Source organism: Burkholderia seminalis DSM 23518 (assembly GCF_902832885.1).
GTDB classification, from domain to species: Bacteria; Pseudomonadota; Gammaproteobacteria; order Burkholderiales; family Burkholderiaceae; genus Burkholderia; species Burkholderia seminalis.
This window is the reverse complement of sequence record NZ_CADFDK010000002.1, coordinates 17,187-31,583: the sequence shown is the minus strand read 5'-3', so window position 1 is coordinate 31,583 and position 14,397 is coordinate 17,187. Positions and strand designations below refer to the sequence as shown.

The 14,397-nt window shown below is 64.4% G+C and carries 12 protein-coding genes; 5 read left to right on the top strand and 7 right to left on the bottom strand.

Going from position 1 to position 14,397, the window contains the following annotated elements:
• Window positions 1-26: 26 nt before the first annotated feature.
• From HWX00_RS06555 to HWX00_RS06540, 4 genes are all read right to left on the bottom strand, one after another.
• A complete protein-coding gene (locus HWX00_RS06555; RefSeq protein WP_034189790.1) occupies window positions 27-1,259 on the bottom strand; it encodes an MFS transporter in 1,233 nt (410 codons plus the stop codon).
• A gap of 15 nt (window positions 1,260-1,274) precedes the next feature.
• Window positions 1,275-1,868: an L-threonylcarbamoyladenylate synthase gene (locus HWX00_RS06550; RefSeq protein WP_034189725.1), complete on the bottom strand. Its 594-nt coding sequence runs from the start codon at window positions 1,866-1,868 to the stop codon at window positions 1,275-1,277.
• A 66-nt stretch (window positions 1,869-1,934) separates the two neighbouring features.
• Window positions 1,935-3,173 carry an HlyD family secretion protein gene (locus tag HWX00_RS06545; protein ID WP_049033755.1) on the bottom strand — a complete coding sequence of 413 codons (1,239 nt, stop codon included), beginning with the start codon at window positions 3,171-3,173 and terminating at the stop codon, window positions 1,935-1,937.
• A gap of 52 nt (window positions 3,174-3,225) precedes the next feature.
• Complete coding sequence (locus tag HWX00_RS06540) at window positions 3,226-3,720, bottom strand: YbhB/YbcL family Raf kinase inhibitor-like protein (RefSeq protein WP_034189727.1); 495 nt, start codon at window positions 3,718-3,720, stop codon at window positions 3,226-3,228.
• 277 nt (window positions 3,721-3,997) lie between these two features.
• Between HWX00_RS06540 and HWX00_RS06535 the strand changes: the two genes are divergently transcribed.
• A complete protein-coding gene (locus tag HWX00_RS06535; RefSeq protein ID WP_034189728.1) occupies window positions 3,998-5,386 on the top strand; it encodes a TolC family outer membrane protein in 1,389 nt (462 codons plus the stop codon).
• A 168-nt stretch (window positions 5,387-5,554) separates the two neighbouring features.
• Here the strand turns inward: HWX00_RS06535 and HWX00_RS06530 are convergent, their stop codons facing one another.
• Both HWX00_RS06530 and HWX00_RS06525 read right to left on the bottom strand, forming a co-directional pair.
• Complete coding sequence (locus HWX00_RS06530; RefSeq protein ID WP_233622771.1) at window positions 5,555-6,094, bottom strand: LeuD/DmdB family oxidoreductase small subunit; 540 nt, start codon at window positions 6,092-6,094, stop codon at window positions 5,555-5,557.
• A gap of 34 nt (window positions 6,095-6,128) precedes the next feature.
• Window positions 6,129-7,433: a 3-isopropylmalate dehydratase large subunit gene (locus HWX00_RS06525; protein ID WP_034189730.1), complete on the bottom strand. Its 1,305-nt coding sequence runs from the start codon at window positions 7,431-7,433 to the stop codon at window positions 6,129-6,131.
• A 142-nt stretch (window positions 7,434-7,575) separates the two neighbouring features.
• Here HWX00_RS06525 and HWX00_RS06520 point away from each other — a divergent pair, with 142 nt between their 5' ends.
• The 4 genes from HWX00_RS06520 to HWX00_RS06505 all read left to right on the top strand — a co-directional run bounded on the left by HWX00_RS06520 (window position 7,576) and on the right by HWX00_RS06505 (window position 12,668).
• Window positions 7,576-8,496, top strand: coding sequence for a LysR family transcriptional regulator (locus HWX00_RS06520; RefSeq protein ID WP_034189731.1), 921 nt, complete (start codon window positions 7,576-7,578; stop codon window positions 8,494-8,496).
• 598 nt (window positions 8,497-9,094) lie between these two features.
• Entirely contained in the window at window positions 9,095-10,114 is a 1,020-nt protein-coding gene (locus tag HWX00_RS06515) for a TauD/TfdA family dioxygenase (RefSeq protein WP_034189732.1), read from the top strand.
• A 218-nt stretch (window positions 10,115-10,332) separates the two neighbouring features.
• A complete protein-coding gene (locus HWX00_RS06510; protein WP_049033750.1) occupies window positions 10,333-11,268 on the top strand; it encodes an isocitrate/isopropylmalate family dehydrogenase in 936 nt (311 codons plus the stop codon).
• A 53-nt stretch (window positions 11,269-11,321) separates the two neighbouring features.
• Window positions 11,322-12,668, top strand: coding sequence for an MFS transporter (locus HWX00_RS06505; protein ID WP_175027220.1), 1,347 nt, complete (start codon window positions 11,322-11,324; stop codon window positions 12,666-12,668).
• Between the two features lie 250 nt (window positions 12,669-12,918).
• On the opposite strand, the gene HWX00_RS06500 is transcribed toward HWX00_RS06505, so the two are convergent.
• The gene (locus tag HWX00_RS06500; RefSeq protein WP_175027219.1) at window positions 12,919-14,358 is read right to left on the bottom strand and encodes an alpha/beta fold hydrolase; all 1,440 of its coding nucleotides are present in this window, start codon (window positions 14,356-14,358) and stop codon (window positions 12,919-12,921) included.
• Between the last annotated feature and the right edge of the window lie 39 nt (window positions 14,359-14,397).

The window sequence follows — 14,397 nt, the reverse complement described above, 5'->3', positions numbered from 1 at the left end:
GCCCCTGACGGGCACGCGCGCATGACTCACGGTGTGGCCTCGCCGGTGTCGACCGCCCGGTTCGCATGAAACAGCGCACCCAGCGCAAGCAGGTACAGGCCGCTCAACCACAGCATCAGTGCCTGAAAGCCGGCATCGGCGAGCAGATAGGCACCGATCGCGAGCAATATCCCGTTGGCCACCCCGAAGTTGCGTTCCATGCGCGCAAACATCGCGACCCGCGCAAGCGGGTCGAGCGCCGACAGGTCGAGATTCGCCATCGTCGCCGGCCGCACGCCGCCCGAGCCGAGACCGAGCAGGCTGATGCCGACCAGCCCCGACACGAAATAGTCGATGCCGTGGTAGGCCAGCACGTCGCTGCACCCGAGCACGAGCATGGAGCTGAACATGCAGGCGAGCGTCGCGATCATCAGCGCTTTCACGCCGAAGCGTGCAATGAATCCGTTCACGGCCAGCGAAGTCGCGAACGCAGACAGCGTAAACAGGCCGAGCACGGCGCCGAACAGAAGCGGATCGACATCGACCATGATGAAATAGAACGGCAGGAAACCGACGAACGGAGCGAGGGTGAACGCGCGCGACAACGAGTAAAAGCCCATCCAGAAACGCTGTCTCGGGTCGAGCACGGCCGCCTCGGTCGCCGCTTCCGTTGCCGGCCGCGGCTCGGCCCGCGGCTCGCGAATCATCAGCACCAGCAGCGTCGACGCGATGCTTGCCGCGAGTGACGCATAGAACGGCCAGAACGGCTGATAGTCGAACAGGATGCTGCCGGTCGATCCGGCCACCAGCGTCGCGATGAACATCTGGCTTTGCGAGCGCGTCTGCGTGCGCATGAACAGCGTCGCGTCGCCGGCCGCGCCCGCCAGCGTGCGCAGCAGGCTTGAATCCGTCGACAACGCGACGCTGAATCCGGTGCCGCCGACGATCTGCGCCAGCACCAGCAGGTTCATGTCGACATCCGCGAGCCGCGTGCCGGCGAGCAACAGCACGATTCCGCCTGCCTTCATGGTTTCGCCGGCCGCCACGACTTTTTTTTCCGACATCACGCCGAGCAGCTTTCCGCCGAGCCCCGACGTGACGGTCGTCACCAGCCCGTAAATGGCCAGCAGTGCAATCACGCGATACAACCCGAGCTCCACCAGGTAAAGGTGGAGGAACAGCACCGGCAAATGGAAGTACAACCGCGAGACGACCCGGTACAGCACGAACAACCGGATGTCGCGGAGGCCGGGCGGCGGAGTCGGGACCGGATCGCTCATCGTCGCGCGCAATCGCTAGGCGATCACGATGTCGCCCTGGCGCAGGACTTTCAGCGTACCGTCGAGCAGCGATACGATCGTGCTCGATTTCGTCGTCGTCGGCTTGCCGGGCGCCGGCGGGACAATGAAGTCGACCGCATCGGGAAAGGTCCGCGTGGCGAGATCGTAGTCGATCAGGCAATCGTGCTCGACGCCCGAGAGATTCGCGGAGGTCATCGCGAGCGGCCGTCCGAACGTTCCGATCAGTTCATTCAGCACCGGATTCCGGTTGCAGACGACCGAGATGGAATCCTCCTTCAGGTAGCGGTGATCCGGCGCGCGTGCCGACTTCGGCAACACGAAATTCAGCGGCCCCGGCCAGAACCGTTCCATCAGCGTGCGCACCGTATCGGCCTGCTCCGCTTCGAGACTCGCATATGCCCACAGCTCCTGCGGGTCGGACACGAAAAGCGTCAGCGGCTTCTTGACGTCGCGCTTCTTGATCTCGTACAGACGCGCGCAGGCGCGCTCGTTCCACGGATCCGCCGCGAACGCATAGTTCGTGTCGGTGGGCACCATCAATACGCCACCGTTTTTCAAGACCTGCGCGGCATGCGCGTTGGGTAACATGAATCCAGTCTCCTCTGGTTGAAGTCGTGGGCAGCGCGGCGACTCGCCGTCGCCGCGCCATGCGCGTCAGATGCTCACCTCGACGCTGCGGCCGGCCAGGCAGTACTGGCTCGGCTGCAACGCCCGCTTCCAGTCGACCCGCACACGCACCGTGACCACCTTGACCGGCAGTTGCCGGCGAGCGATTTCGGGCGGCGGTGCCGCGACGTACTGGCCAACCGTCACGCGGCCGGAGCCTGACCGGACCGTCTCGATCACCCCCGTCCAATGTCGCGCATCGTGCGACAGCGACACCTTGACCGGCGCGCCGACCTTCAGGTCGCGCACGTCCGATTCGTCGAAAAACGCATCGACCCACACGTCGTTGCAGTCGATCAGTTGCATGATCGGCGCCCCCGCGGTCAGCGCTTCGCCGCTCTGCGCATCGAGCGACCAGACGACGCTCGGCCGGTCCGCGACGAGCGTTGCCATGCGCTGACGCGCGTATTCGGCGCTGACGCGGGCCAGCTCCTCGTTCGTCGACGCGCCGAGTGCCTTCGTTTCCTGCAACTGCTGACGCAGATCGACGAGTTCCAGTTCCAGTTGCCGGTTGCGCTGTTCGGGCTCGCTCAGCGCGCGCGGTCCGTCGAGTTGCAGGCCGACGCGTGCCGCGGCGTACGTGGCCTCGCTCTGGCTGACCTGTGCGCGCTGCGCCTGCACCTGCGCGACGCTCACCCGCGCATTCGCGATGCTGCGGTCGTATCCGGCGCGACTCAGGTAGCCTTTCTCGAACAACGCGGTGGCGCGGCGCATGTCGGCTTCCGACAACGCCGACATTGCATCGAGGCGAGAAAGCTCCGCATGCGCCTGCGCGATCTGCGCGCCCGCGTAGCGTGCCTGCAGCGTCTGCTGACTGCGGCTTTCGCTGCGGTACTGATCCTGCTGCTGTTGCCGATCCGCGATCCGCAAGGCGAGGCTGCGCTCGCGTTGCGCGAGATCGCTGCTCTGCACCTTCAGTTGTTGCTCGAGTACCCGCAACTCCGATGCACGCGGGTTCGACAGGTCGCCGGCAATCGTCGCGACCGGCTGCGACGCTTTCGCCAAATTGCCGACCTCGACACCGGGGACGAACGACAACGTCCCCGCAATCGGTGCGCGCACGACGATGACGGTGGCATTGATGAACGCCTGCTTGCTGGCTGGCCGCTTCAGCCACCACCAGCCTACCGCCAGGATCGCGACGATGATGGCGACCACGGGCAACGCACGCTTCCACGCCGCCCGGGCCGAATCGACGTGGAGCGCTACCCACGATTCGCGACGCATCGTGCTTCCCCTTTTTCTCTGGTTGGATTCCGTGCGATCGAGGCCCGGGCGCTCAACGTCCGTAGTAGGCGGTCGTCGACGCGCTGTCGATCGTGTTCGCGTGAATCAGGAACCGGGCGACCGCGTTCGGCGTGGTCCCGTCGATACCCAGCTTTTCGACGGACAACGCGTGCAGGGTGAACACGTATCGATGCGGTTCCGCGCCCGGCGGCGGGCATGCGCCGCCGAAGCCTTGAACGCCGTAGTCGTTCGTGCTCTGGATCGCGCCGGCCGGCAGCAGGCGGCCATCCTTCGCGCCGCTGTTGGCGGACAATCCTTCGGTGTCCGGAGGAATGTCGAACGCAACCCAATGCCAGAACCCGCTGCCCGTCGGCGCGTCCGGATCGTACAGCGTGATCGCGAGACTCCGCGTGCCGGCGGGCACGCCAATCCAGCGCAAGGCCGGCGATCGGTTGTCGCCGTCACCGCCGAAATCGTTGTACTCGTGTGCCTTGGCGAGCTTGCCCTGCTCGGCGAATTCCGGCGAAGTAAGGCTGAACGTTGTCATTTTTCTGTCCTGTTCTAACGGTTGCGTACGGATTCGGATTCCGCCGGCGGCATCAGGCCAACGCGACGCGACGGGCCCGGCTTTCGATGCAGGGCCAAGATAGCACGCACCCGTTTTCCTTCGAACAATTGGATCGACAGTACGTCGATTGTTTCTCCCAGAGGACAATCATTTCGCCAGGGAGTCAACGCTCGGCAGGCGCTGCAGGCTGTCCGTTCTGCGTTAGAGTCCGGAGCAAACGGCCCTCGAACGGTCGACGCTCAGGAGGCCTCATCGCATGACCGGACGACTCTCGACATCCCTGAAAGCCTGCGCGCTGCTCGTGCTGGGCGCGTGCGCGCAAGCCGCGTATGCGACCGACCTGATGAGCGCGTGGCAGGACGCGCAGGCGAGCGATCCTGGTTACGCCGCCGCGCGCGCTCAGCGAGCGGCGGGCGTCGAGGCGTTGCCGCAGGCACGCGCGGCGCTGTTGCCGCGCCTGCAGGCGGCGCTCGGCGTCGGATCGACCTGGGCGAGCGTGTCCGACCTGCCTCGCCAGGAATACACGACCAATGGCTATGGCGCGTCACTCGTCGTACCGGTGTTCCACTGGGGCGACTGGCAGGGTTACGAGATCGGCAAGCTGAAGGTCGCGCGCAGCGAGATCGTGTTCGAGAAGGCCAGGCAAGCCCTGATGATCGACGTCGCGCGCGCGTACTTCGACGTGCTGCAAGCGCAGGATCAGCTCGCGTTTTCGCGCGCGCACGAGGCGGCACTCGATGAGCAGCTCAAGATCGCCCAGGCCGCCTTCGACGCAGGCACGCAGACCGTCGTGGATCTCGATCAGGCGCGTGCCGCGCTTGACCTCGCGCGGGCCGAGCGAGCCGGCGCGCTGAACGACTATCAGATCCGCACCGAACGCCTGAACAAGCTGGTCGGCCATCCGGTCGGTTCGCTGGCCGCATTGCCCGACGATGCGTCGGTATCGCCGCTCGCCGCGGCCGATCTCGACCAGTGGACCACGCTTGCGCGGCAACGCAACCTCGACGTCGCGACTTGCGAGATCGACAGCGAGATGGCCAGCCGCGAAACCCGCCGCGCGCAGTCCGCCGACCTGCCGACAGTCGATCTGATCGCCACCTTCAACCACAGCAGCCAGGGCAACTCGCGATACATGTACTCGGCGACGCTGCCCAGCCAGAACGGCATCGGTGTCGCGGGCGGCGCCGGCAACTCATCGGTGATCGGCGTGCAGATCACGATCCCGATCTTCACCGGCGGCTACGTGCAGAGTCGCAAACGCGAAACGCTCGCGCTCGAAAGCCGCGCCGGCAACGCGTTGCTCGATGCACGCGAAAACGCGGTCCTCGATGCACGGCAGACGTATCTGTCGTTGCTCAACGGGAGAGACATGATCGCGGCGCTGCGCTCGGCGGTCGTCTCGACCCGGACCTCGACCCGATCCGCGAAGACTGCCTACGAGATCGGCGATCGCACCAGCACCGACGTGCTCATCGCCGAGGACAAGCAGTATCGGTCGCGCACCGCATTCAGCCGCGCCCGCTACGACTACATGCTGCACTGGCTCGAACTCTCCCGTGCCGCCGGACAGTTGACCGACGCCGAACTCGCGAACGTCAACGCGCTGCTCACGACGTCGTTGCCGTCCGCGACGTCCGTCCGTTGAACCCGTCGGCGGCGCGGCCGGGTGACGCCCCCGCCCGACGCGTCACGCCGGTTCGAGCGAACGCGTACCAACCGAAACCCGACCCGTCAAACGAAAACGGCCGTCTGTCGTGCGGATGCATCGACAGACGGCCGGCGATCCGCCGGGCCGACGGCCCGGACGGATGGATCAGGCGGTTTCCGGCACGCGCGCCGGAATCTTGCCCACCAGGCGCGCGTAGGCGAACAATCCGCCCGCATCGACGATGTTGGCGAGCTCGCCGACCGGCTCGATCGGCGCACCCGGCTGGCCGTCGTCGATCCGGACGACCTGATCGTCGACCGAAATCTCGATGATGTCGCCGGTCCTGATCCGCTCGCACAACCGTTCTTTCGACGCGACCGGCAGCAATTGCCCCGTCGATACGCAATTGCGGAAGAAGATCCGTGCGTACGACTGCGCGATCACGGCCCTGACACCGGCCGCGCCGAGCGTGACCACCGCATGCTCGCGCGACGAGCCGCAGCCGAAGTTCTGCCCGGCGACGACGATGCTGTACGGCGACTTGCCAAGCGCCGGATCGATGAACGGGATCGAACCTTCCGGCAGCCCGCACATCGCGAGCGACGCGAGTTGAGCGTACCCTTCCGCGCTCGACGGATTGATCTTCAGATACTCGGCCGTCAGGATCTGGTCGGTATCGATGTTGTCGCCGAGCACGTAGGCCATGCCCCGAATCGTTTTTTCGGTCATCTGTCGGGTCTCACAAAAATGCGTTGGGATTGACGAGCCGGCCGGCCACCGCGGCCGCGGCCACCGTATAGGGGGAACCGAGGTAGATGTTGGCGCGCTTGTTGCCCATGCGGCCGACGAAGTTCCGGTTGGTGGTGGACGCCACCGACAGCGGTTCGTTGACGCGGCCGAACGTGTCGGCCGGGCCGCCGCAGCACGCCGCGCAACTCGGCTCGGATGAAAGCGTGACGCCCGAATCGGTCAGGATCGAGTAGATCGACGTGTCGCCGATCTGGGTCGTCACGATGCCATGGAAGACTTCCTTCGTCGCCGGCACGGCAAAAGTCGGCACGGCGACCTTGCGTCCTTTCAGCACCTTCGCAGCGGCGACGAAATCCTCGAGCTTGCCGCCCGTGCACGAACCGATGTACGCCTGCTCGATCCGGATATCGCCGACGTTGTCGACGCTGTCGACGTTGTCCGGCGAATGCGGTTTCGCGACGAGGGGCTGCAGCTTCGATACGTCGATGTCGAGTACGCGCGCATACCGTGCATTCGCGTCGGGCGTGATGACCTCGAACGGGATGTCGTTACGCGCGGCGAGATAGTCGAGCGTTGCCTGATTCGGCACCATGATCCCGTTCTTCGCACCGCATTCCACGACCATGTTGCAGAGTGTCATCCGCTCTTCGACCGACAGCGCATCGGTGACTTCACCGCCGAACTCGATCGCCTGATACGTCGCCCCGTCGATCGTCAGTTCGCCGAGCACGGCGAGAATCAGGTCTTTCGCGAGGACATGGCGCGGCAGTTCGCCGTGAAAGTTGACGCGGATCGTGTCGGGTACCTTCAACGGGATCTCGCCCGTGCCGAGCGCGAATGCGGCGTCCGTGATCCCGAGGCCGACCGCGAAGGTGCCGAACGCACCCGACGTGACCGTGTGCGAATCGGTGCCGAGCAACACTTCGCCCGGCCGGTTGTGGCCCCCTTCCGCGAGGCCGATATGGCAGACGCCGCGATACTTCGGCGTCCCGACGTCATAGAAATACTTGATCTGCTGCTCGCGCGCGAACTCCCGCATCACGCGGACGTTCTGGTTGGCAAGCACGTCGGCCGTATAGATGAAGTGATCCGGGATCATCACGAAGCGCGCCGGATCCCATACGCGCGCGTCGGCGCCGAACTCCTTCTTGAAGATGCTGATCACGCCCGGCGAACACGGGTCGTGCGACATCAGGATGTCCACCTTGGCCCAGATCACCTCTCCGGGCGTGATATGCGTCCGACCGCTCGCCTTCGCCAATACCTTCTGGCTCAATGTTTGTCCGTGGTTCATGCTCACCCTTTTTCTGGCATTGGGATATCGGCGCGGCCTCGATGAATGCATCGCCGTCGTATGCAAAAAAAGTAACACGGCACGCATACAGTCGAAAACAAATCGTTTATATTTCGAGCGTTTGTTTCCATGGAGAAACGAAGTGAATCAGCTCGATCAACTGAATTCGATGGCGATCTTCGCGAAGATCGTCGACACGTTGAGCTACACGGAGGCGGCGAAAGTGCTCGGCCTGTCCAAGTCGGCCGTCAGCAAGGAGATCAGCCGGCTGGAAACCGGGCTCGGGGTCACGCTGCTGAAACGTACGACCCGGCGTATCGAAGTCACGGAGGTCGGGCGCACCTATTACGCGTACTGTTCGCGATTGCTCGCGGAAGTGCGCGGCGCCGACGCGTTCGTGCGCCAGTATCACGAAGAGCCGATCGGCAATCTCCGTGTCGTCGCGCCGATGACCTTCGGCAATCACGCGATCGTGCCGACGCTGTGCCGTTTCATCTCGAACAACATCCACGTCCAGGTCGACCTCGAGCTGACCGACCGGATGGTCGATCTCGGCGAGCAGAACATCGACGTCGCGATCGTGATCAGCCGCGACAACCCGGAGCAGCCGGGCACCAACACGCACGCGTTGACCGACATCCATTGGGGCATCTATGCGTCACCGGATTACATCGCCGCACACCCGCCGGTCACGCGCCCGGAAGATCTCGCTCGACACCCGTTCCTGCTGTTTCGCGGCCCCGCGCACACGACCGCGCTGCAGTTGCGGCAGGGCAAGCGCCAGCTCGAGACGCGCGTGCGCTGCATCCTGCGCTCGAACAACAGCGTCGCGCTGCTGAACGCGGCCGTCGCCGGCGTCGGCGTCGCCTACCTGCCGCGCTACGTCGTGCGGGACGCCATCGCCAGCAACGAGCTGGTTCAGCTGCTGCCGAACTGGGCGTCCGAAGTGCGCACGGCCTACGTGCTGTATCGCGAAGACAATTTCCTGTCGCCTCGTGTCCGGATGTTCGTTCAGGATCTCACCCGCTTCTTCGCGACGGAAATGCGCGCGCTCGGCAACTAGTCACGCGCCGGCCAATCGACGCCCGTCGCGCGTCGATTGGCGCCGCGCTGCCTCGCGCTTCCCTGTCTCGCAGCCCCGCCTCAATCCCCCCCTTCCTCGCATTCGCCCGTCCGGGTCGCTCGTCGATCAGGCATGCGTACGACTTTTCGTCGCGCCGATTCGATTCAAGAGTTTCCCATTGGAAACAATTCAACGCCCACAAATGTTCGAGTAACGTCTCCAGCAATCCGGTGATAGTCTGAACTCCAATAAAGCGCGCCACGTCGTTGCGCACCAACCACCCACAATGGAACCTGAGAGATAAACCAGATGAAGACCATCAAACGGATCGAAACTTTACGATTCCATTAAAAAGCAGTCCTTAAATTATCAAATTTAAATATTCAATGTTTGTTTAAAAACAGACTGCTTTTGCACGCCTGCCGCCAGGAGAACGTTCCGTTGGCAAGGAACCGGCTCGCCTGCGACCAGAAATTCTCGAATACGGAAACAAAGAATTCGGTGCCCGTCATGAACCCTCATGCCGGGCGCGATGTAGTGTTCCCGCCCGGCCGGGCTGGAAATTCGCGTTGAAGTTTCTTACCTTATCGAGGATATTATGAAGTCGACGTTTGAATTTTCCGACCAAGAAAAAAGCGACCTATCGACCGCGCTACGAAAAATCGATAAAAGCCCGTACCAGGATTACTCGGGGTTTCATCGCGGTATCGGCGCCTTGGTCGAGAACGGCAGCATTCCGGTCTTCTTTCTGAACGTCTGCGAAACCATCCGCAACGAACGAACCGGCCAGAAGCGCTACGCGCATCTGCTGCGCAATGTCCCGCTCGACGACACGATTCCGGTCTTCGATCAGAATGATCCGGTCCAGGACAAGTACGCGAAGAAGAAATCCTACGTGGGCGAGGCGCTGCTCGAGTTGTTCGCCCAACTGACGCGGACCCCGCTGCTCGCGTACCAGACCCGCAACAACGGCGACTTCTTCCACGACGTCTACGCTCACAAGAAATATAGCCAGACCCAGACGCAGAAAACGGACGGCGAACTGTTCTTCCACAACGACCGCACGGCTCACCCGGTGCGGGCCGACTACCTCAGCCTGCTCGGCATGCGTTGCAACGACGCCAATCGCATCTACACGGGCTTCCTCGACGGCCGCGCGCTGCTCGATCACATCAGCGAGGCGCATCAGGCCTTGTTGCGCGAACCGCACTTCATCACGCCGTACGACGAATACTCCCGTGATTCGAACCTGAATCAGACGGTGTCGGACCGGCACGTGATCCTCGAGAACGCGCACAGCTTCCGTTATTACGACACGCGTACCACCTACGCCCCGGGCGCGCCGCTCGGCGCAATCGACGCACTGCTGTCGCTGAAAAACGCGATCGTGAAAGCCAACAAGGAACGCGTGCAGATCCGCACCGGCGACTTGTTCTCGTTCGCGAATCAGGATGCGCTCCACAACCGCGAACTGATCGAGGTCAACGATCACGAAGACGCGCTCAAGCGCTGGCTTCTGAAGACCTACAGCTTCCGCGACGACGCGAGCATGCACCGCTTCGACCACTACTTCGCGGAACAGCCCGGCCTCGTCCGGGAATCGGCCGCCCTCGCCTGATTTTCCAATCGACTGCCGTCGCGGTCGCACCCTGCCTTGCATCGCCAAGGCCGGAGTGGTTCGTCACGCGCGTACCGCGCGCGTGACGCAGCACGCCCTCGCCTATCCGGCGATCGGCGTCCCTGCCGCTCCTTCGTCCCACGCCAGTCCCCTCGGTCTTTCGTCATGCGTGACGCAGCAATCGTCACGCATGCCGCCAACGGCACAGGTCTCTCATCATGCATATCCTGATCATTCCCGGCGCGAATCGCGCCGCCCCGCTCGTCCGTCACGTGATCGCGCTGCTCGACGATCTCAAGTCGCGCAACGGCGCGCTCGACTACACGTGCGTCGACGCGGGCACGCCCGATGACGGCGCGTATTCGGCCTGTTTCGAATCGGACATCGTGCTTGCCACACCCGGCGCGAGACATGCGACGGCCGTCGCCGCATTCGCCAAGGTAGCCGGGCTGCATACCGAACTTCATGCGATCTCCATCCCGGCGGAGCTGAAGCGGTTTTCTCCCGTGTCCACGCGGCATGCACGCGCAACGGATTGCCTGATTCTGGGCGATGCGTCGCGCGGCACGAAGAACACGCATACGAGCGGCGTCGTCGCGGGCGAACGCGAGCTCGTGGGCTGGTATACGCAGCGCTATACGGAGAGCGACATCCGTCGCCTCGCGCACCGGGCCTTCAGGCTGGCCGGCGCTCGCTCACGACGCCTGACCTCGGTCGACCGGTCGGATCGCCTGGACGTGATGGGGATGTGGCGCGACATCGTGTCCGAGACCGCGTTGCAGTACCCGGACGTTCAGCTCGAGCATCTGCTGGTCGAGCAGGCGATCGAGCGGTTCATCGTCGAGCCGGACGGGTTCGATACGGTCCTCGCAGGCGGCGACCTCGCGCCGCTGCTGGCCGCGCACGCGAGCGCACTGACCGGCTTTCCCGGTCTGCTCACCCGTGCCCGCGTGGGGGACGGCCCGGCCGTGCTGTACGAGATCGGCCTGCCGGTGCACATGGACCTGCCGGCCGGCCTCGAGGTCGACCTCGAGGCGCGCGCGGCTGCAAACGCGGTGTCGCTGCTGCTTCGCCACCCGCCGCAAGACGCGATGCCGGACCGTCCGGCGTACCCGCCGCAGATCCTCGACGCGATTCCGTCGCTACGCCACTGAATGCACGCGGCAACCGGTCACTTCCGGCCCGCTTCCTGCACGGAGAATTCGACATGTCCCCCGCCTTTTCATCATCGCCGACGCATCGGCCGGCCGCGCTCGAGCGCGCGTATCGAACCGCGACGCTACGCATCATCCCGATCCTGTTCATCTGCTACATGTGCAACTATCTCGATCGCATCAACGTCGGCTTTGCCAAGCTGCAGATGCTCGATCAACTCCGAATGAGCAACACGGCGTTCGGGATCGGTGCCGGCGTATTCTTCGTCGGATATGTGTGTGCAGGCGTGCCGAGCAGCCTGGTATTGCGCCGCGTGTCGCCGCGCCGCTGGATGTGCATCCTGATGCTTTCATGGGGCACGCTGTCAGCCGCCCTGCTGTCGGTGAAGACACCCGCATCGTTCTATGCGCTGCGATTTCTGACTGGCGTGGCGGAAGCCGGCTTCTTTCCGAGCATCGTGCTGTATCTCGAGCAATGGTTCTCGACCAAGCATCGCGGCCGGGTATTGTCGCTGTTTCTGGTTTCGATTCCGGTGTCAGGCGCGGTCGGCGGACCGTTGTCCGGCTGGATGCTCGATTATTTCGCCGGCGGTCGCGGCGGCCTGTCCGCGTGGCAGTGGCTTTATCTGCTGCAGGGCGCGCCGACCGTCCTGTTCGGCATCCTGCTGCTGTTCGTGCTGCGCGATCGCGTCGAACAGGTGTCCTGGCTGACTGATGCCGAAAAGCAGATGGTCCGCGAGGATCTCGACAGAGACGCGCGTACGCGTGCCCTGCCCGCACACCCGACAGGCTCGACGAGCCATGTGCTGTTCGACCGAACAGTCCTGTCGCTCGGCTTCGTGTACTTCTGCATCCAGATGGGCGCCTACGCGATGAACTTCTGGCTGCCGACGATCATTCACGCGCTCGGCGTCACGAAGCCGGGCCAGATCGGCCTCGCAAGCGCGGTGCCCTATCTTGCGGCGAGTATCTCGATGGTCGTCGTCGGCCGTTCCGCCGACTTCCGCCAGGAGCGCCGTCTGCATCTCGGGGTGCCGTTGTTGATCGGCTTTCTGGGACTCTTGCTCACGGGCGGCGCGGGCGGCGACATGATCCTGTCGATCGTCGGCCTGACGCTGGCGACCGCAGGCACGCTGACCGGCATCGCGATGTTCTGGCCATTCACGTCGTCGCTGCCCAATCGCCCACCCGCGGCCGGAGTCGCACTGATCAATTCGCTCGGGCAGATCGCCGGCTTCGTCAGTCCGTATTTCATCGGTTGGGTCCACGATACGATCCATTCGACGACGCCGGCACTCTATATGCTATCGAGCCTGATGGCGGCAGGTGCGCTGTTGATCGTGCTTCGACCGGGTCCCTCGCACGTCGTCCCCGGTGCGTCGACGCTGGAGACCGAATAGGCACGCGCGACCGGCGGGCCGACGTGAAAAAGTCGGGCCGGCGGCGGCGATCGGTCAACCGACGGCGGGCCGCATCTGGCCCGCCGTCGATAGCGAGATGCGCCAGCAAGGCGATCCCGTCGAAACGATCCGGCGTGTGTCCGGGATCATCGCGGCCGCGTCGCGCGCGGTCGAGCTGACTACCCGACACGCTCTCGATCCTCGAGGCTGCTTGCCGGGCGGCCATTTACGGCCGCCCCGCCGCAGCAGGTCAGGCAGCGGCGTCCGGCAGGAAACCCGCATCGATCTCGATCTTCGACAGGTGCGCGACCGTATTGACGAGCGTCTTGCCGGCCACGGCCATCGCAATCGCCACCGCCGCGCGGCGGTCGAAGCCCGCCGCCTTCAGCGCGTTCACGTCGCTATCCGATACCTGCGTGCGCTTCGATGCGATGGCTGTCGCGAACTGGCGCACCGCTTCGAGCTTCGGATCGGCAAGCGCGCTGCCGGTACGCAACGCGTCGACCACGTCCGCGGCGGCACCGAGCTTGCCGGCCAGCGTCGCGTGGACGGCCACGCCGTAGTCCGCGGCATTCACGCGGCTCGCGGCCGCCATTGCGACCTGCTGCGCCACCGCATCGAGGGACGTCGCACCGAGAGCATGGAGCCACTGCAGGTAAGCCGACAGCACCGGTGGCTCGACCGCAAGCGCGTGGCCGAGATTCGGCACGAAACCGAATACGCCGCGCATCGCGTCGAACAGCGGCTGGGCCTCCGCCGACGCAGACACGTCGTCCAGTGCGCCAAACAGCGCCTGACCTTGTGCGACGTCCAGCGTGCGCGCGAAGAATGCGCGAATGATGCCGGCCACTTCGTCCAGATGCGACTCGAGCGGGAAATGACCGCCATCGACGAGATGCACCTCGGCATCGGGGATATCGCGCTTGAACGCCTCGGCTCCCGCCGGCAGGAAAAACGGATCGTTCTTGCCCCACACCGCCAGCGTCGGCGGACGATGCGTGCGGAAGTATTCGTGGAAGCGCGGATAGGCCGCGACGTTCGCCTTGTAGTCGGCGAACAGGTCGAGCTGGATCTCGTCGTTACCCGCGCGGTCGAGGAAGTGCTGGTCGAGCGTGTAGCTCTCCGGCGCAATGTGCGACGTATCCGCCTCGCCATGCCGGTACTGGAACTGCGTGGTACCGGCCGTCAGGAAACCGCGCAGTTGCTCACGGTTCGCATCGGACGGGTTCTGCCAGTATGCACGCATCGGATTCCAGCCGTCGCTCAGGCCTTCCTCGTACGCGTTGCCATTCTGCGAGACGAGTGCGGACACGCGATCCGGGCGCGACGCAGCCAGACGGAAGCCCACCGGCGCGCCGTAATCGAAAACGTACAGCGCGTAGCGCGTCAGGCCGAGCGTGTCGGTAAAGCGCTCGATCACTTCCGCGAGATGGTCGAAGGTGTAGCCGAACGCCTTCGCTTCCGGGGCGTCGGAGAAACCGAAACCGGGCAGGTCCGGCGCGATCACCCGGTACTTGTCGGCGAGACGCTCGATCAGCCCGCGATACTGATGGCTCGAAGTCGGGAAACCGTGCAGCAGCAGCACCGCGGGCGCGTCCTTCTGGCCGGCTTCCCGGTAGAACAGATTGAGGGCCGAGCCGGTACGACGATCGGCGACGGAGGCGGTTTGATAGGTCACGCGTGTGGACATCGAAAATCTCCTGGATCACGGAATGAGGCGTCGGCCTGA

What these genes read in the sequence shown, in the direction of transcription:
- HWX00_RS06545 (WP_049033755.1), bottom strand. Translation starts at nt 3,173, where the DNA reads ATGCGTCGCGAATCGTGGGTAGCGCTCCACGTCGATTCGGCCCGGGCG.
- HWX00_RS06515 (WP_034189732.1), top strand. Translation starts at nt 9,095, where the DNA reads ATGAAGTCGACGTTTGAATTTTCCGACCAAGAAAAAAGCGACCTATCG.
- HWX00_RS06510 (WP_049033750.1), top strand. Translation starts at nt 10,333, where the DNA reads ATGCATATCCTGATCATTCCCGGCGCGAATCGCGCCGCCCCGCTCGTC.
- HWX00_RS06555 (WP_034189790.1), bottom strand. Translation starts at nt 1,259, where the DNA reads ATGAGCGATCCGGTCCCGACTCCGCCGCCCGGCCTCCGCGACATCCGG.
- HWX00_RS06525 (WP_034189730.1), bottom strand. Translation starts at nt 7,433, where the DNA reads ATGAACCACGGACAAACATTGAGCCAGAAGGTATTGGCGAAGGCGAGC.
- HWX00_RS06530 (WP_233622771.1), bottom strand. Translation starts at nt 6,094, where the DNA reads ATGGCCTACGTGCTCGGCGACAACATCGATACCGACCAGATCCTGACG.
- HWX00_RS06535 (WP_034189728.1), top strand. Translation starts at nt 3,998, where the DNA reads ATGACCGGACGACTCTCGACATCCCTGAAAGCCTGCGCGCTGCTCGTG.
- HWX00_RS06550 (WP_034189725.1), bottom strand. Translation starts at nt 1,868, where the DNA reads ATGTTACCCAACGCGCATGCCGCGCAGGTCTTGAAAAACGGTGGCGTA.
- HWX00_RS06500 (WP_175027219.1), bottom strand. Translation starts at nt 14,358, where the DNA reads ATGTCCACACGCGTGACCTATCAAACCGCCTCCGTCGCCGATCGTCGT.
- HWX00_RS06505 (WP_175027220.1), top strand. Translation starts at nt 11,322, where the DNA reads ATGTCCCCCGCCTTTTCATCATCGCCGACGCATCGGCCGGCCGCGCTC.
- HWX00_RS06540 (WP_034189727.1), bottom strand. Translation starts at nt 3,720, where the DNA reads ATGACAACGTTCAGCCTTACTTCGCCGGAATTCGCCGAGCAGGGCAAG.